Source organism: Rahnella sp. Larv3_ips (genome assembly GCF_003697865.1).
Lineage (GTDB): Bacteria > Pseudomonadota > Gammaproteobacteria > Enterobacterales > Enterobacteriaceae > Rahnella > Rahnella rivi.
Genome location: NZ_MJIB01000005.1, coordinates 44266 through 60160 on the forward strand (window position 1 = coordinate 44266; position 15895 = coordinate 60160).

The 15895-nt window shown below is 51.8% G+C and carries 18 protein-coding genes and 3 pseudogenes; 1 reads left to right on the top strand and 20 read right to left on the bottom strand.

Features of this window, described 5'->3' with window-relative positions; genetic code table 11:
- From ED901_RS25210 to ED901_RS08830, 5 genes and pseudogenes are all read right to left on the bottom strand, one after another.
- Nucleotides 1–864 (bottom strand): annotated as a pseudogene (locus ED901_RS25210) (hypothetical protein); the annotation flags it as partial.
- A 58-nt stretch (nucleotides 865–922) separates the two neighbouring features.
- The gene (locus ED901_RS08815; protein WP_122095674.1) at nucleotides 923–1159 is read right to left on the bottom strand and encodes a cor protein; all 237 of its coding nucleotides are present in this window, start codon (nucleotides 1157–1159) and stop codon (nucleotides 923–925) included.
- Nucleotides 1160–1283: 124 nt separating this feature from the next.
- Complete coding sequence (locus ED901_RS08820) at nucleotides 1284–1952, bottom strand: hypothetical protein (RefSeq protein ID WP_122095675.1); 669 nt, start codon at nucleotides 1950–1952, stop codon at nucleotides 1284–1286.
- Entirely contained in the window at nucleotides 1952–2266 is a 315-nt protein-coding gene (locus tag ED901_RS08825) for a hypothetical protein (protein ID WP_122095676.1), read from the bottom strand. The genes ED901_RS08820 and ED901_RS08825 overlap by 1 nt, the downstream gene beginning before the upstream one ends.
- Entirely contained in the window at nucleotides 2266–5454 is a 3189-nt protein-coding gene (locus tag ED901_RS08830; protein WP_122095677.1) for a host specificity protein J, read from the bottom strand. The genes ED901_RS08825 and ED901_RS08830 overlap by 1 nt, the downstream gene beginning before the upstream one ends.
- A gap of 173 nt (nucleotides 5455–5627) precedes the next feature.
- On the opposite strand from ED901_RS08830, the gene ED901_RS08835 reads away from it, so the two are divergent.
- Nucleotides 5628–5846, top strand: coding sequence for a hypothetical protein (locus tag ED901_RS08835; protein ID WP_122095678.1), 219 nt, complete (start codon nucleotides 5628–5630; stop codon nucleotides 5844–5846).
- Here the strand turns inward: ED901_RS08835 and ED901_RS25070 are convergent.
- The 15 genes and pseudogenes from ED901_RS25070 to ED901_RS08905 all read right to left on the bottom strand — a co-directional run bounded on the left by ED901_RS25070 (nucleotide 5829) and on the right by ED901_RS08905 (nucleotide 15831).
- Nucleotides 5829–5984 (bottom strand): hypothetical protein, encoded by a 156-nt coding sequence (locus ED901_RS25070; RefSeq protein ID WP_162997843.1) that lies wholly within the window; start codon nucleotides 5982–5984, stop codon nucleotides 5829–5831. The two genes, ED901_RS08835 and ED901_RS25070, sit on opposite strands and share 18 nt — an antisense overlap.
- Before the next feature lie 31 nt (nucleotides 5985–6015).
- Nucleotides 6016–6615: a tail assembly protein gene (locus tag ED901_RS08840; protein WP_122096096.1), complete on the bottom strand. Its 600-nt coding sequence runs from the start codon at nucleotides 6613–6615 to the stop codon at nucleotides 6016–6018.
- A gap of 66 nt (nucleotides 6616–6681) precedes the next feature.
- Complete coding sequence (locus ED901_RS08845) at nucleotides 6682–7017, bottom strand: hypothetical protein (RefSeq protein ID WP_122095679.1); 336 nt, start codon at nucleotides 7015–7017, stop codon at nucleotides 6682–6684.
- Nucleotides 7018–7076: 59 nt separating this feature from the next.
- A complete protein-coding gene (locus ED901_RS08850) occupies nucleotides 7077–7787 on the bottom strand; it encodes a C40 family peptidase (protein ID WP_122095680.1) in 711 nt (236 codons plus the stop codon).
- Nucleotides 7788–7789: 2 nt separating this feature from the next.
- Nucleotides 7790–8395 (bottom strand): annotated as a pseudogene (locus ED901_RS08855) (phage minor tail protein L); the annotation flags it as partial.
- Between the two features lie 921 nt (nucleotides 8396–9316).
- A pseudogene (locus ED901_RS08860) lies at nucleotides 9317–9463 on the bottom strand (phage minor tail protein L); the annotation flags it as partial.
- A complete protein-coding gene (locus ED901_RS08865) occupies nucleotides 9460–9798 on the bottom strand; it encodes a phage tail protein (RefSeq protein ID WP_122095681.1) in 339 nt (112 codons plus the stop codon). The gene ED901_RS08865 and the pseudogene ED901_RS08860, both read right to left, overlap by 4 nt.
- 3 nt (nucleotides 9799–9801) lie before the next feature.
- Nucleotides 9802–13113 carry a phage tail tape measure protein gene (locus ED901_RS08870; RefSeq protein ID WP_122095682.1) on the bottom strand — a complete coding sequence of 1104 codons (3312 nt, stop codon included), beginning with the start codon at nucleotides 13111–13113 and terminating at the stop codon, nucleotides 9802–9804.
- 34 nt (nucleotides 13114–13147) lie between these two features.
- Nucleotides 13148–13417, bottom strand: coding sequence for a DUF4035 domain-containing protein (locus tag ED901_RS08875; RefSeq protein WP_122095683.1), 270 nt, complete (start codon nucleotides 13415–13417; stop codon nucleotides 13148–13150).
- Nucleotides 13417–13839, bottom strand: a complete 423-nt coding sequence (locus ED901_RS08880) for a phage tail assembly chaperone (RefSeq protein ID WP_122095684.1) — start codon at nucleotides 13837–13839, stop codon at nucleotides 13417–13419. The genes ED901_RS08875 and ED901_RS08880 overlap by 1 nt, the downstream gene beginning before the upstream one ends.
- A gap of 47 nt (nucleotides 13840–13886) precedes the next feature.
- Nucleotides 13887–14336, bottom strand: coding sequence for a phage tail tube protein (locus ED901_RS08885; protein ID WP_122095685.1), 450 nt, complete (start codon nucleotides 14334–14336; stop codon nucleotides 13887–13889).
- Nucleotides 14337–14394: 58 nt separating this feature from the next.
- A complete protein-coding gene (locus tag ED901_RS08890) occupies nucleotides 14395–14727 on the bottom strand; it encodes a DUF3168 domain-containing protein (RefSeq protein ID WP_122095686.1) in 333 nt (110 codons plus the stop codon).
- Complete coding sequence (locus tag ED901_RS08895; protein WP_122095687.1) at nucleotides 14724–15170, bottom strand: HK97-gp10 family putative phage morphogenesis protein; 447 nt, start codon at nucleotides 15168–15170, stop codon at nucleotides 14724–14726. Before ED901_RS08895 ends, ED901_RS08890 begins: the two co-directional genes overlap by 4 nt.
- Nucleotides 15167–15493 carry a phage head closure protein gene (locus tag ED901_RS08900; RefSeq protein WP_240993899.1) on the bottom strand — a complete coding sequence of 109 codons (327 nt, stop codon included), beginning with the start codon at nucleotides 15491–15493 and terminating at the stop codon, nucleotides 15167–15169. The genes ED901_RS08895 and ED901_RS08900 overlap by 4 nt, the downstream gene beginning before the upstream one ends.
- An 11-nt stretch (nucleotides 15494–15504) precedes the next feature.
- Nucleotides 15505–15831, bottom strand: a complete 327-nt coding sequence (locus ED901_RS08905; RefSeq protein WP_122095689.1) for a head-tail connector protein — start codon at nucleotides 15829–15831, stop codon at nucleotides 15505–15507.
- Between the last annotated feature and the right edge of the window lie 64 nt (nucleotides 15832–15895).

The window sequence follows — 15895 nt, forward strand, 5'->3', positions numbered from 1 at the left end:
GCGGATATCAGATCCAGATGTCCAGGTGCCGGACGCTGTCGCATTGCCGCCGCGGAGAAACTCCCATCCGCCCCCGCCGGACAACGCAACGAAATACGATTGGATCGTAGTATCCCCCGCGCGCCGAATACCTGTCTGCGCCAGTTCGGTGTACCACCGGTATACCGTCCACCCCATCGGTGTACCAGGGCCAGACCCCCCGGCAGAGTTGTTATTCACCTCCACTCTGTTCTGTTCACTCGCAGTAACGCCTAAACCCCCGCCCGCGCCACCGGTTACCGCTCCGGTAGCAGTAACGGCGCCGTTGATAGTACCGCCGGTAGTAGGGTAAGCACCCAATGCCGTTCTGGCGGCGGCGGCGGTTGTAGCACCAGTTCCCCCTTGCGCAATTGTCAGCGCGGTCGTCAGTCCGGAAATGGATGTTATGTCGTTATTTGCGCCCTTCGCAGCCTTGTTGTTGAGTAAAGTAGTAAGGCTGTTCCAGGCGGGGCCTGAATACGTTGAACCATCTGGCAACGTAACCGTAATGGTTCCGGTACCGCTGAACACCTGCTGCCAATTAGCCTTATCCAGATTTAATCCCCGGATAGCCTTTGCCACATCGGCGGCAACCTGTGCGGTGATACCCACCAGTGTCGCATTCGGTACTGCTGTCCATGCGTTTCCAGATGCAGTCGGGCCGCCATAGGCGGTTATCAATGTTAGAGCTGTTGCCGAGGTTATTGCTTTGATACCCAGCGTGTAAGTCACCCCGCCGACAATAACGACAGCGAAATCACCCGCTTTCAAATCGGTCGTGAATGCTGTTCCGGTACCGGTCACATTTGCTGAATTATTAGTTAATGCGATTGTGCCTGCTGACATGCTTTTCTCCGGGCATAAAAAAACCCGCCGAAGCGGGTTATTTTTGAAAATGGTTTAATTACTTATCGCACGTGGTGCGGATGAAGTTAGTTTTACTAACCCAGCGCCAGCCGAAAGGATCACCGCCTTTGTACTGGGTTTGACTCCCAACCTTGCGTACGCCATAAATCTGAACAGTGGTTTCCTGCCCTGCGATCAGTGCTGTTCCAGAACAGACTGGCTCCTGCTTTTCAAGCATTCCAGCACAGCCTGAAACAAGCAGAACAACGGCAAGAACCATTAGGATATTTCTCATGTTTATGTCCCTTTCAACGTAGATGAAAGGACATTAGCAATCAAAATCGGGCATGGATAATTGGTTATATAGATCAATTATCTGATATTGATCGTTTATAACGATCGTTTTCATTATTAGTTGATTAATAACGAGAAACATCTATTGCGAATATCTGGTCTCTGGAGTTTGAATAACCCACATTGTGTAATTCCCCGCCAGGAGCGTCACGCTGACCCGCCGTAATCCTCGTAGACGAGCCGTTATAATATGCCGAGGTATCAATGGGTGAAGACCATGGGCGCGGCTGGGTCGTTCCTAAAACCCCAACCACAACACCCATAACGCGGGGCAGCACAGCCCATTTCCCACTGACTGTTTTATCGACCAGGTAGCCAATATCTGTCGTGGAACCAATTGTCCCGTAGCCTACCGGCGGGTTCATCACCTTAGTTTCATTCGTTAAAATGCATTGCCCGGCAGCATTCCAGATAGCCACTCCCCACTTCGGTAACGGTTGGGGTATAACGTATCCAAAAATATATATGGTCACCGTTCCGGGGCTTCCCCCCACGCCTGCCACCGAATAATTCAAGGTGTACGTAGAATCAACCTTTCTGATATAAAAAAGCACATTCGACACAGTGGCATGGCAGGCAATAATAAACGGCGATGATGAATTGACAGGCAGCGTATACGAGCCAGCCGATGAGGGATTTAAAACTATTTTCTGCACCAGACACATTGGTGTCGTGTCCGGGGTGGTCCATGGGTTCCCATACTGATCGGTAAAAAGTGCTCCCCAAGTTGCCATTATGCCTTCACCAAATAAATTATTAGCCAACACTCATCAGCGGTGTACGTTCCTGCCGAGTAATCGCCGGATGCATCGCTGAGCGTTATCGTGCCACCAGAGCCTGTAACTTTCCGACGTGACCCAGAATAAGCATCACCTGTAATTGGGGACTGGATTGCTTCAACACGAAACCCTGACGGGACGGTATATGAGTACGTGCCGGAAATCTGCCCGGCACTTAAATAAACGGTTGCCACAACCAACACCGGCACGATACCGGTGTTATTAGGATTGCCGCTTGCATCCCACGTTTGGATCCCCCAGTTAGCCATTACCAGGCCCCCGTAATTAGACCGACTTGGACGCGAAGCACGCCGTTATCGTCCTTGGTGCTGATCGTGGTATTCGTCTGCTTCATTGCACCGGCGCCGCCAGCGTTCCCAAGGTTGATAAACGTACCTGATTTGCTTAACTGCCAGCCCTGCGTTGAACCGTCAAAGTTATTTGACTGTATGAAGTTACCGATCTTCGCATTGGTGATTGTTCCATCCTGGATAAATGCATCGCTGATAAACACCTGCCCGTTCACCACTGCAAACGGTGAATATTGGGTGGTGCCGGACCCGCTCATCAGCACAAACTGGTTTGCGTTGAACCCAACTCGGGTGACTACCGGCTGCCCGGACTGCGCCAGCACCGCAATCGACATACCCGCGTTGTACATGACCCCATTGATGCGAACGCCGGTTCTCAGCGTGTAAATAGCAGATGCCCCGCTGGCATCAACAACGGCAGTGAGTTTGTCTTCCAGAGCAGCCGTCACGTCTCCAATTTGTGCCTGAACCTGAGTGGTAAGATCTGCCATCGCCTGGTCGACTTCGGCAATGGTGGTTTTAACCGTCAGAATATCTGCCCGCACCTCACCGTTTTGAGCGAACTGGTGATCAACGGTTGAGTTGAGGTTTAAGGCATTCTGAAGGATGGCGTCGATGTTGGTTTCAATGTCACCCGTCAGCCGGTCACCGTCAGCAGAGTTGAGGAAATCATCAGCAATATCGCCCAGATAATCATCGGCGTTATCGTTCACCATGCCTCTGATCCAATCGGTATACCCTGACTCATTACCGGTCTTATCAACCAGCTGAGCCCGGTACCAGAAAACCTGACCAGCCCTTAATCCCAGCTGCGTATAAGTTGCCTGTGGATATGGGACATCAGACAGTAATAGCGGGTTCGACTGATCGGAGTTCGGCGTGTACTGGATTTCTGTTTTCAACGTGTCAGAGGTATTTTCCGGGAAGCCCCAGTTAAGCTGGATCCCCCAGTTGATGCCGGTGGCCGTAAAACCTACTGGCTTCGGTGGATTACCCTCTTTACCGGTCAGCGTAACTTCAACCGAGTAACCCCACCCGCTGGAAATCTCCGCCGCGTTGATGGCCCGCACGCGCACAAGATAGCGGCCAGCGTAAATGCCTGGCACTTCAAACGACGTGGTAGAGCTGCGCGGAACGTTTACCCAGTTGCCGTCATTACGACGCCACTGTGCCTCGTAAGCTATAGCATTCGCAGTCGCGTCCCACGTCGCCCGCATGGTCTGAACGCTGATCCCCTGATTGACCACAGAGTAAGAGCCGATCTGAATGTTGGCCGGTGCCGACTGATGACCCGGCGGGATAACACTGATCGGACGTTCGTCAATAATGGCGCCGGTATCGATGCGCGCATATTTATCCGGGTCATGATAAGACGCGGAAATAGTGAATGTGTTGTCGTTATTGTCTGCGACGCTGAGCACGCGGTATTGCTGCGCATACAGCTCATTTGATTCTACAACCCACACGCTTTCAGCTTCGGGCGTTTCGCTGTAGGTGGTGGTGACGGTGACGACCTTTCCCGACACAGACTGAATCGTGCGCGTCTGTGCCGCACCAGATGGAAGATTTAAAATAAGCCTCCCGCCGGCGACCGCATCCGGGGCGCGGTCTAAAGTAATCGCCCTGCCATTCACCGAGCTGATGCGGCCACCCGTTACTTTTCCCGACAGCATTTCGTCAGCAACTGCAATAATGTAACCCGGCTGCGGGATCATGCCGTCAAGCCCGACACCGAACGTTATCACCCGGTCTTTGTTATTCGTCAGGATCCCCCATCGCCCCTTTCTGTTCGCTTCTGATTGCCGGGTGCAACCAATAGCCGTGAGCTCTAACTGATTGAAGCCGTACCGCGTGACCAGGTCTTGCTCAAAGACAGGTTCCATGGCGTCAGCATAAGCATTGTCAGGATCAGACCATGACACCAGAGCGGTCGTGTATCTGGTTTTCGTAGTGCTGCTGGAGTAACTGAACTGACCATCAATCACGTTTGCACGTGTGTAGCTGTAATCGATATCGCGCGGCATGTCAGCCAGGGCAACAATCTGATTCCCACCCCAGTACGTCATGCCGCGGAAGATGGCCGCAAAGTCTCTTAAAACCGTATAAGCATCATTCCTGCTTTGCACGTAAACATTGCAGATATAGCGCGGCTCTGTACCGCTGCCGCCCTTGCCATCGGGAACCATCTGATCGCAATATTGCGCGACCTGGTAAAGCTCCCATTTATCGATGTTTGCCGCAGTGAGACGGTTACCCAGGCCAAACCGGTCAGTTACCACAAGGTCGTAGAACACCCATGCTGGGTTGTCTGACCATGCCCACTTAAATGAACCGGTCCATGTTCCGCTGTATGTGCGAGTGACCGGGTCATAGGTATCAGGCACGCGAATTACACGCCCCTGTGGCTCGCAAGAAACCTGCGGAATAGAGCCGTTGAACTGGCTGGAGTCAAATTCGATGTACAGCAAGGCTGTATTTGGATACCGCAATTTTGCATCAATGACTTCCGTATAGCTTTGGATTGTCATTGAGTCGCCAATTTTGGCGCTGTTCGCATCAGCGGTTGTTTTGCGGAGGCGAATAGTCCAGGTGGATCCCGCATTTGGCAAATCTATCCGGTGGCTACGCTCATATCCTGAGGTAGTTTTCCCGGTAACAGCGGTATTAATAACAGTCTGAAATGCTCCGCCATCAGTCTGCAACTCGACGGTGTAATTGACGGAATACCCCACCAGATCCCCATCATCTTTCTGTCTGAAAAGTGACGGCCATTTCAGGCGCAAGCGAATAGCTGAGAGTTGGGTGTTGGTGAAAGTGTGCGTCCAGGCAACGGTACTTTTTACTTCGGTACCCACAGTTATTTCATTCTCTGTGCCCGGCAATCCCTGAATGTAAGATTGCGCCTGTGTCCCAGCTCGGAACTCCCACGCTACGCCGCTAAAGTTACTCGAGCCGTCACTGTTTAGAAGCGGTGTCCCATCAAGAAAAATTGACTGTCCAGTCAGGCCGCCGCCAAACTCGCCCTCCCCCAAAGCAATAAGCAGTTTTGCTTTCGCGATAGATTGAAGGTCATCTGGTTGTTCTACGGGCGTGCGGGATGATGAACTGCCGCCTTTGCGGCCTTTTATTTTGGTTGCGGTTGCCATATTGCGCCCATAAAAAAAGCCGCACAAAGGCGGCTAATGATGGATACCTGATCAAATATCAGGATGTTTTGTAAGGATAATGTGATTTACGCTCAGGGCTCAGCCCGGCCATGTTGGAGCATGACCGTCATTAACTGGAGGGATGGCTGATTAACTCTGGGTAAGGACATTCCATGTCAGATGATAAAACTATTCAAGATTTAAAAGATGAAATTGAAACACTACAGTACCGAATGGGAGGGACTGAATATCTAATTAAATTATTAGTCCAGAAAATGCACCCTAATGAAATTGCTGATATCAAGAGCATTATGAATGAAGCAATTAGCGTTCATAAACAGGATGGTGCTGTAGTTAAGGTTTTGAATGAGGGTCTACGCCTTCTCGGCTAATATATCCTCAATGCCTTTTTTTGCGGCCTGAGATATGGCCGCTCTTGCAAGTGCAAGGTTTTCTTCTTTCGCTTCAATCCCCTCTTGAATAACCTGCATTTTCTCTTCTAATACTTCAACACGTTGTTCTAAAGTCATAACTCACTCCCGCCTTTCGGCGTTGATTAAATTACTGCTGATCTTCAACATAAATACCGGCTGAAATAATCGCTCCACCGATCCGGCGTTTTCCGTAAAGAAGCGGAACAGGGTATCCTTGAGCTGCTGTATTCGTGACACCACCGAAGGCATATGAGGCCTGGTTATCGGCATCCTGTTTGCTGGCAAGTCCGCCGGTTTGAGGAGAAAGCATTTGGATCACGCCGCCAAGGGCCATTGCTGCTCCAAGTTTTGCCATCCCGAAGCCTACAGCAGACAAAGTCCCTGCAGACATCACTCCTATTACGACGCCAACAACAACTAATACCGCTCCGATTATAGTCTGCAATACCCCTGCTTGTTTGCTACCTATAATTACAGGGACAATTTTAATAACATCATCTGTAACCGGATATCCCAGATCATCAATTCCAACATTCTTTTTCCCGACGAACACAGCAAAAGTAAGCCCTCTCAACTTACTATTATTAAGATATCGTTCGAAATTATTTATTGTTTTGCATAAAGCATGAATAGCCTCTGCCTTAGTGCGCACTAATCTCTTGTGTGTTTTACCAAATTGCTTTGCCAAAGATCCTGACAGTTCAATTACCGTCATTTTTTCCTGCATTATTTGAGCCATAAAAACTCCAAAAAAAAACCACCCAAAAGGGTGGCTTACTTATTTATTTATACTCTACATGCATGATCTTGCGGCAGAACCCCAGTGGTCATTCCAACCTTTTGACACTGCATACACTGAAACATCACTTCCGCCAGAACCTGCGCTAACAATATTAGTTACAGCCAGCGCACCAAATATGTCGTCTGATGCAGTAATTTTATAACCCGTCTCCGTTGGTATACTTGTGCTTGAAGGCTTCAACTCAACCCACTTCGGCGCAAGACAACGATTTATAGCTTCTGCATTTTTGTTACTGTGAGCTGAGAATATTGGTTTTTGTGATTCCAATGAACTTGTCATACATCCAACCAGACTAAATGCCAGCACTGCTATGAGTAGTTTTTTCATTATCATCCCTCTGAGTTATTGGAAGAATGATAGCAGCACCACTCAGCAAGGCAACGCGTCTACATCAGATCTTTGTGCCTGACAATTTTCATTGTCCGTTCCTGCCAGTACCCACCGTAAGGCACGCGCTGACTGAGCATCCCGTACATGTGATGAAGAAGCATATTGCCCTCGAGCAAGATACCGGCATGATTCCACTTATTGGATTGCACCTGCATGATCACCATATCGCCGGGCATTGGTGGCCCGCTGACTTCTCGGAACCCGCATTCATACCAGCATTCCTGGTAAAAGTTATCCGGATAATCATTCTCCCACCATGGGTAATCTACGCGGTAATCGGTCAGTTCAATGCCGTGGGTTTGCCTGTAATAGCTCATGACCAGCCCCCAGCAGTCGGTGTGGCCGAGCACAAACGGCCGCTCGAGTAGCGGCAACTCGCCGCGGGGCTGTATGGTGCGAAAATCCCCCTCCGGCCAGCTCACGATGTGCCAGGGTAATTCTGTTCCGTCGCACTGCGCCTTATCCAGCTCGCTCGGCTGGGTTGTTGCATCTGGGTGGCTGTGAACAATGGCAATAACCGTTCCCCAGTCCTCAGCCTCAGCATACCCAATTGGGTCAAGGTGAAAGTCTTCACTCGGATTTGCTGCCAGATTGGCACAGGGGAAGTAACGCTCTACCCGGCTTTTCTGCGCTACCACACCACAGCATTCGTGTGGGTAGCTCTGCCGGGCATGTTCAAAAATATCCTGCAGGGTTTTATCGCGCATAGTCAGCTCTTAATCAGGGAGGTGCCAGGGAAGCCGCCGAACGGCAATTCGTTATTTGCTCCGAAACGGGGTTTGCAGCCAGTGTTGAGCGTGCCGTTGCATACGTCGAGAGACGGATCGCTTACCGGATTACCGTGCTTATCGAAATAATTGGTACCGGCGTAATCGCAGCCATCACCTGATCGGTATTTGCCACGGATGCACCAGGTGCAAAGTGAATGCAGTTGTCGCGTCGGGATCATCAATCCCTGCAAATCCATCGGGCTGCTCAGCGTGAACTCAACAGAGATGTTGGTTTCCATGCTTTTGCTGTCGATGTAGAAAACCTGCAACTTTTCCTGCGTGGCATCAGCCGTGGCGTTCCCACCGGCAAAGTTTCGTGCGTCGAGATACTGCGCCAGCGTATCGTGAATCGTCACAACCGCCTGAAGCATGTCGTCATACGCCAGACAAAGCGCGGTGATCGAACCGTCGAGGTTTGCCACTGTCAGTTTTGGCTGTGCGCCACTTCCGCTGGTTGATGCCTCAATGCCTTCAATCTGTACGGGCCAGGCTGAGTATTCATTGCCCTGCCACCAGATTGATTTTGCCGGAAGCTTCGATTCATCGTAAGCGGGTGTTCCACCTACATATTCAATGTCGGTAATGTAGCGTGTTCCCCATGCCTTTGTGGCAGTTGGAATCTGGATAGAAGATGCGCCGCCAAATGGCAAGGTTGTTGTCTCGCCGGAGGAGTACGTTATCTTGATTGCCGATGCGCCGTTAGCTGGAATTGAAGCCACAGCTGCAGCCCTAGTGATGGCTAAGTTTGTTGTTTCAATTTGACTACTGGCGAGAGCTCCAATCTCTAATTGTGCACCCCAAAGATAAATGCCGCTGACTCCATTCCCTGCAAACGATGTTGATGACTGTGTTGCCTGAGGGTAAATTGCTGGCCTTATGTCACCACTACCCGTAATCGAGGCGGCTGTGGTGACCGTAGTGCTGACTCTGTACCAGCCTCCACCCACTGACTGAATTCGTGACCGACTCATATCGTTTGCAGATACGATCACACCAGTTGATAAGTTGACCATTATGTTGTTAACAGCGACTAAGTTTGCGGCTTGAACAACTTGAACATTCGCAAACGCATAGGCCCCGGCCTTCAGATAGACACTGAATGTGTAGGTGGTATTAGTCGTCGGTATAAAGCTTTTATATATCGGATGAGTTGTAGCGCCCGTGTTGGGTATGAGGTGATCTGCCGTCATTGATCCATCGGGAGCTACGGCTAGATTTTGATTTACAGATGATGCAAGTTTTGTCCATGATGCATTTTCAAATTGAGACGAATAAGTTAGTAAATTTGTGGCAGCACTCTCAGGCTCAGTCCTTCCCACACCACCGAGATATTCAAGAGGCCACTGATTCGCTGCTGCCTGTTTAATCGCCCCATCCGCTCCGATGTAACTTACAGAGCCTGACCGGGTAAAGGTGACGCGGCTGTCGAGGAGAGTATTATCCAAACGGATCGGGCTGACCGGATTCGCCGCCTCAATTTCTGCCTCTGTGTAAGGCAGATTGTAATTGTGAAATCTGAGGACATCGCCCGTGCCAAAGGCAGTTCCATCGACTTCAAAAAGCCTGACGGTGTCGCCCGGCTCGAGTTTCTGATAATCGCTGTTAATGCTCATGGTTTAAACGCCTGTTCGAAAGTAGCATCAAGGGTGTATTTCCCCGCCCCGAGCGCCGTTGGCTTGTACGTGTCACATCGAAACATCGCCAGCGGCTCGAGCGGTGGTTTCCAAAGGAACGCCTTTGTTCCCTGATGGGCATCCAGAAACGCTTTAATCGCACCGATGTAACTCTCATTGCCGGTAAAGCTCAGCGTCCACTTTTGACTTTTTGGGTTTAAACCATCTCCGGCAACCTGGGTGTACCCGTCGCCGAACTGCGCTTTCCGCGTGCGAAAGGTTGTGTCGGCTTCGGCGTTTAAACGCGGGCACCACGTGAATGTTTGAATAGCCATTGATCACCTGTTTTTCATTGCGTTCCAGATGTCGCCGCCGGGGCGCAGATCCTTCATCTTGTTCTGCTGATAGAGCTGATTGACATAGTTGGCGATCTGCGTGCCGAACTGCTCCCATCCACCGGATGACTCAGTGCTGGCGTTGCCGTTGCTGTCGATTGTGATGTAGACCTGCGGTGCGCTGTTGCCACCCGCCCCGGAAGCGCCAGCACCGAGCGCCCGGACACCCAGCGAACCGTCGGCTGCGCGGGTCAGCGGCATGATCGCTTCTGGCCCCGCCTCTCCAAACACACCGGCACCTTTCGCAAACGCGAACATAGTGGGTGAGCTGTAAACGCCGTTGCTGAATGAGCTGAGGGATGGAGAGTCATAAACACCGCCCTTAGCATTAAGGCTGAGGCTGTTATAAGACCCCGAAGAGAATGCGCTGGAAGAGGCAGCGCCTGATGCGCCTGATCCACCGAAGTAGCTCGCAACCCCGCCGATCAGTGATCCAAAAATCCCAGATGAAGAAGAGGAGCCGCCGCCCATTGCGCTGACAACCGCCATCTGCAGCGCCACCTTTTCGATGATCTGCAAAACAGAAACACCCCATGACTTCCAGCTGACCTTGTTGCCCTCCAGCATTGAGGTCACATTGCTGAATGCGCTGTCCATAGTGGTTTTAACGCCATCAGAAACAGTGCCGGACACGTTGCTGATTTCTTCCAGCCAGTTGCTATAGCCTCGTGAGGCGCCGGACATCCAGTCAGCTTCAGCTGCCGCCGTTGCCTTATACTTATTGTCCAGTTCTGTCAGTGCAGCGTTGCGCGCTGAGATAGCAGCCGCGCCCTGGTCGGTTTTGGCGAAAACCCGGTCAACCTGCTGCGTTTCATCAAACCGAGAACGCTGACGGTCACTGAGGCCAGCCGTCTCCGTTGTAAGTGCGGTTTCGTCGCGGTATTTTCTGGCGGCGTCAGTGAGGTCTTTCAGCGCGTCGGCCTGCTCACGCTGTTTTCTGACCGTTTCATCCGCTTTCTGATTCCACTTCGCCAGTTCTTCAGACGACTCACGGATCGCTTTGATTTGCGCTTCCGTCCATTTGGTACCGGTCTGGTGAGACGCAGCGTAAAGCTCTGAAGCCTTTTCACCCTCAGTCGCCCTGACCCTCTGCACCTCAATGGCCACACTCAGATCGGCCATCTTCCGGGTGTACTGCTCAGCCTGCGCCGCGGCTTCCCGCTCGGCTTTGTTCTGCTCTTTGGTTGCGGCACTCGCGCCTTTTTTGGCATCCGCTAACCGCTGGGTATTGTTGTATTCGTCTTCTAAGGCTTTGGTGTACTGGATGGAGTACGTTGCGTTTTCAGCACCGGTTTTACCCATCTTCTCCAGATCAAACTGCGCCTGCCGGCGAACTTTCGCCAGACCGGTCAGGCCTGCGAGTTCAGCCTGCTGCTGCCTCTGCTGCAGGCTCTGCTGATCCTTGGTTGATACGTCCGCCTGCGGCACGCGCATCGGCGAATTGACCAGACCGGCACGGGACTGAAGCAGCGTATTACCCAGGGAGAGAAGGCGGTTAAATTCAGTGTGCTGGCCGTTCATCATTAACAGGGACTGATAAGCGGTATTTTGCTCTGCGGCTTGTTGCCGAATTAATTCTATGCGGCGGTATTCCAAACCAGCCAACACAGACTGAATTTCATCAGACTTCGATTGCATCTGATTAAGACGTTCTTGCTCAACCGCAAGCTTTGCTGTTACTGCTGTTACCGAACTAGTTAAATCCGCATCTTTAACATATCCACTATATGAAGGATTATTACGTGCCTCATTTAATGTATTTATGTCGCCTTGAAGAGATTTAACTTTCTTACTCTGTTCCTCAATTAATCTATTCTGCTCCGCAAAAGCAGATTGTGCTTTTGGGATATTATCTGACGCATCGGTTAAGCCCATTGATTTGGTTTTTTGCCTAATATCTTCAATAGTCTTACCGTATTCTTGAGCCTCTCTTCTCGCCTGTTCATTTTGCTGAGAGGTATAAAGCCATGCAGCACCGATCCCTAAAACAATACCCGGTATTCCTCCAACCGCGCCTAAAAGACCACTGCCGAGACGTGCACCTATTGATGAAATAGAGTTAAGTCGGGTCTGCGCTGCCTCGCGGGCAGCCATATTCCTTGTTAGTTGAGCTTGTGCGGCCGTTAATCTTCTCTCTGCTGCGGCTTGCTGATCGGCGCCAACAGCTGCTGCTTTGGCTTGCTGTGCTCGGTAAACTGTTGCACGTGCACGTGCAGTTGAAATCTGCGTGCCGCGAACCTGTGCTGCAGCCAGAGCAACTTCAGCCCGCTGCGCTGCGATCATTTGCGTGGTGGCTGAACCGACGCCTGACGCCATGTTGCCAAAGAAGCGCACCGCACCAATACCCACCAGAATGCCGAGAGTTGAGGCGACCTCATCCATGTTATTAGCGAGGCCGTCCAGCAACCCGCTCAGTGAAGCAGTGACGCCAGTTGCCTGATTCTGTGCGCCGACCCACGCCTGAAAGGCGTTTTCAGCTTTCGTTACTGACCCGCTGACAGACGCCGGGAGGCTGGCAAACTCACCGCGCAACGTGCCGAGCTGGCTGATGAGCGCTGGCACCACTTTGTCGATCGTGAGCTGGCCCTGATCGGCCATCGCCTTTAAATCTTTTCGGGCTACGCCCATGCCCGCCGCCAGCGCGCGGATCACACGGTCGCCGGATTCATTCACGGCGTTGAATTCTTCGCCGCGCAAGACGCCCTGCGCTAACGCCTGGCTGAACTGCGTAATGACAGAGCTGCTTTCTTCCGCACTTGCCCCTGACAGCTTTAACCCGGTCGAAACTGACTCGGTGATTTTCAAAACGTCCTGCGAGGAATACCCGAATTCGCGCATAGAGGCAGCGGAACGGGCAAACAGGCTGGCGTTATCCCCAAATGCCGTGCCGGTCACCTGGCTAATCGCCATCAGCGCTTTTTGGTTATTGCTGAAATCTTCTGTCGATTGAGATGCCTGCTTTAAACGGGCATTAACCTGATTCCATTCGTCGGCAAGATTGATCAGGTGGCCGGTGGCGAAAGCACCGGCGAAAATCCCCGCCATATCTTTGGCAGTGTCGCTGATCCCCGATAACTGGCCGTTAAGGTCGGCGATTGCGCGCTGGCTTTGACGCGATGCGGACTCTGCCCTGCGGCTTCCCTGCTCCATCGTTCTGTAATAGTTTTCACCCATGCGCGAGGCGCGGGCTATTTCACTTTGAAACGACGTCGAATTAGCAGAGATTTTAATAATTAGTTCGCGCAGCGTTGCCATATTTCACCCATAAAAAAACCCGCCGGAGCGGGTGTTAATCTGCAAGCTTGCCGAGGAATCCTTCGAGGCCGTTTTCTTCTGTTTCCACTTCGGCCTCCTGCCACTGAAGCAGGGCATCATCAAGACTGACCTTACCGCCCTGAGCGTTGAATACGGCGGCGGTGATTTGTGCTGCATGCAGATCGGCGCGCCGGTCACCGATTGGGCTGATGCGGTCAAACTCCATCCACAACTTCAGCTCACTGGCGGGAAGTGTATTTTTCAGCTCATTCAGCGTGCGACCTAGGCGGAGCGCCAGCGTCATTAAGAAGAAGGTGCCAGGCTCTCTGACTTTTTTTCAGCGGCTTCCGCCGTAGTGCTAAGTTCCAGCGCCTGCTTAAGTAAACGGGAATGCACCGGGCCGTAAATGCTTTCGACCAGCCCCCGATCTTCCTCTTTAAAGACTGGCTGATCGTTCTCATCCAGCAGCACATCGATGAAGAGAATGACGTCGGCCTTAATATTTCGGTGAACGGTCTGCGCCGGTGTCATTTTTACCGGCTCCTGGCCTTCCGGCACGTCGGGGCTGATGATCTGTTGCCATTCAATCCAGCCCTTAGAAGAGGGTTCACGGATCGTCACGGCTGCATCGCCCCACTCAGGAACGGTCACAACTTTCTTACGAAAACCCGACAGCGGCGCCAGCGCCAGCGTGCGAAGTGATACAACTGATTTAACTTTGCTCATTAATTTCCCCGGTAAGTTTCAGATAATAAAAAAGCGGCCGAAGCCGCTTAGGTTGTTGCCGGACGGATACGCTCTGGCTTGCCCTTGATGCGCAGCGTGTACGACGCGGTGACCACGCCGGACGTCGATGCGCTCCATGAGTTCTGGCGAACTTCGCAGAGATAGGCAAAGCCGTTGCCTGACGGGAAAACGACTTTAATCGCGCGGATCTCGTCGTTGTCGTATGCCGTTTGCAGCGCTTCCTGCGCGGCTTCGCTGCCAGCCCAGTTGCGGGAAAGCGTCATTTCAGCGGGTGCAGCCAGACCGTTTGTCTGTTCCTGTTCGGTTGAGCACAGCGTGGTGACGTCAATATCTGACTTTTGACCACCGGTGTAGCTGATTTCCTTCGTCGCGCATTGGGCATCAATCCAGGTAGCGCCAACGGGATTTGGTGTGGTCGCCGGGGCACTGGAAATACTGACGAGTGTTCCCTGCGTTTTTTCGTACTTACTGACCATGTGATGATCTCCAGACATAAAAAAACCGCCCGGAGGCGGCTGATTGGGGTGAGTGAAACTATTCCCAGATTTGAACTTCGATCGTCGCCCGGTATAAGCCGGTGTCAGATTCGTAACCTTTGGTACCCATGAGGGAGGTTGGCATTAAAGGATTGAGAGCTTCTTTGGCCTGAGCCCGGATAGCCGTTGCCTCGTCGATTGTTGTGGCATAAACGTCTATCTGAACGGAGTTCGACGACGCCCCGGACTGCCCGCACATAACGTCATCTTCATTATCTGACGGCAGGCTGAACACCAGCCACGGCGCAACGGTGCCCTGCGGCGCGACATACGGAAAAACTTTACCGGTGCACAGCCCGCCGATCAGAGGGTAAACATCGGCTTCTGTCATTTTGACAATACCTCATCAATGGCCTTGTTCAGCTCATCAAACCCGGCCTGCGCCGCCAGTTCCTGATTGGTATCGTAGGCCGGGCGAACGAAAGGATTAGCGGGCATCTTCGATGTGCCCAGCTCGATGAAGCGCCAGTAAAAGGCGTTATTACGGCTGGCACCCTTGGTTGTGTTATCGCTGTTCGTTCCGTTGGGATTGGTACCGCGAATATGAACACCGGCCACCGCTTCACCAGGTCCTGACTTACGGCTCACCACGACAATGTTACGTGCCAGCTTCCCGGTGAGTTTCGGCGCACCTTCTTCAACGGCATCACGTATCACTTCAGCGCCAGCCCGCGCGGCCTGATTGAGTACCTTTTTGGTTTCGGCTTTGCTCAGAACGGCCAAATCCTCCGCCAAATTAAGAAGGTCGCTAAAATCCAGATTGGCTCCGATCATTGCTTTATCCCCTCCTCACATAGAATCTCAAGACGCGTGCCATTTTCTCCGCTGAGCACTGATTTCACATTGTAGATTTCATTGCTGCCAGTAGGAGGAAGATGAACGATTCGCCAGGCGGCCGTCGGCACCGCATCAGGATATTTCCTGATCCAAATGCGCGTAGTGGTACCAGCCACTTCAGCGCCTGAATCCAATAATTCCCGCCCAGAGATATCAGAGATATCTGCACGCACGGATTTAACATCAACCCAGCCTGTACTGGGCTGCCCTGACGGCAAACGCCCTTCTCCGGGCTTTTGCAGCATAACGCGGTTGCGCATTCTCCCCGATTTCATAGGCCGTATATCCGATAGGGTTGAAGAAGCGATTCAACAGCAAAATCAAAGGTGGTCGTGATATTGCCCACGTTTACTGCTTCGCGGTTCTCATACCAATGCGCAATAAGAAGCAGCATGGCTGTTTCAATATCTTCCCCGTAAAGCAGGGCGTCAGGATCCAATAAATATGCTGGATCAGCCTCCTCGTAATACATTTTCCGGCGGGTATAGTTCTCGACATATCGGACAGCAGCCTTAATGCGAACATCGAACCAATCATCATCTTCAGTGAATTCCTGCTCAATATTGCAGTGATGCTTTGCCTTATCGATTGTCAGCATAATTCCGCCCTATTTTTTCTTTGTTTTTGGCTCTGGCTCTGGCTCTGGCTCTGGCTCTGGCTCT

Excerpts from the sequence above, each read along its gene's own strand:
- ED901_RS08815 (WP_122095674.1), bottom strand. The coding sequence starts at position 1,159 with ATGAGAAATATCCTAATGGTTCTTGCCGTTGTTCTGCTTGTTTCAGGC.
- ED901_RS08820 (WP_122095675.1), bottom strand. The coding sequence starts at position 1,952 with ATGGCAACTTGGGGAGCACTTTTTACCGATCAGTATGGGAACCCATGG.
- ED901_RS08825 (WP_122095676.1), bottom strand. The coding sequence starts at position 2,266 with ATGGCTAACTGGGGGATCCAAACGTGGGATGCAAGCGGCAATCCTAAT.
- ED901_RS08830 (WP_122095677.1), bottom strand. The coding sequence starts at position 5,454 with ATGGCAACCGCAACCAAAATAAAAGGCCGCAAAGGCGGCAGTTCATCA.
- ED901_RS08835 (WP_122095678.1), top strand. The coding sequence starts at position 5,628 with ATGTCAGATGATAAAACTATTCAAGATTTAAAAGATGAAATTGAAACA.
- ED901_RS25070 (WP_162997843.1), bottom strand. The coding sequence starts at position 5,984 with ATGACTTTAGAACAACGTGTTGAAGTATTAGAAGAGAAAATGCAGGTT.
- ED901_RS08840 (WP_122096096.1), bottom strand. The coding sequence starts at position 6,615 with ATGCAGGAAAAAATGACGGTAATTGAACTGTCAGGATCTTTGGCAAAG.
- ED901_RS08845 (WP_122095679.1), bottom strand. The coding sequence starts at position 7,017 with ATGAAAAAACTACTCATAGCAGTGCTGGCATTTAGTCTGGTTGGATGT.
- ED901_RS08850 (WP_122095680.1), bottom strand. The coding sequence starts at position 7,787 with ATGCGCGATAAAACCCTGCAGGATATTTTTGAACATGCCCGGCAGAGC.
- ED901_RS08865 (WP_122095681.1), bottom strand. The coding sequence starts at position 9,798 with ATGGCTATTCAAACATTCACGTGGTGCCCGCGTTTAAACGCCGAAGCC.
- ED901_RS08870 (WP_122095682.1), bottom strand. The coding sequence starts at position 13,113 with ATGGCAACGCTGCGCGAACTAATTATTAAAATCTCTGCTAATTCGACG.
- ED901_RS08875 (WP_122095683.1), bottom strand. The coding sequence starts at position 13,417 with ATGACGCTGGCGCTCCGCCTAGGTCGCACGCTGAATGAGCTGAAAAAT.
- ED901_RS08880 (WP_122095684.1), bottom strand. The coding sequence starts at position 13,839 with ATGAGCAAAGTTAAATCAGTTGTATCACTTCGCACGCTGGCGCTGGCG.
- ED901_RS08885 (WP_122095685.1), bottom strand. The coding sequence starts at position 14,336 with ATGGTCAGTAAGTACGAAAAAACGCAGGGAACACTCGTCAGTATTTCC.
- ED901_RS08890 (WP_122095686.1), bottom strand. The coding sequence starts at position 14,727 with ATGACAGAAGCCGATGTTTACCCTCTGATCGGCGGGCTGTGCACCGGT.
- ED901_RS08895 (WP_122095687.1), bottom strand. The coding sequence starts at position 15,170 with ATGATCGGAGCCAATCTGGATTTTAGCGACCTTCTTAATTTGGCGGAG.
- ED901_RS08900 (WP_240993899.1), bottom strand. The coding sequence starts at position 15,493 with ATGCGCAACCGCGTTATGCTGCAAAAGCCCGGAGAAGGGCGTTTGCCG.
- ED901_RS08905 (WP_122095689.1), bottom strand. The coding sequence starts at position 15,831 with ATGCTGACAATCGATAAGGCAAAGCATCACTGCAATATTGAGCAGGAA.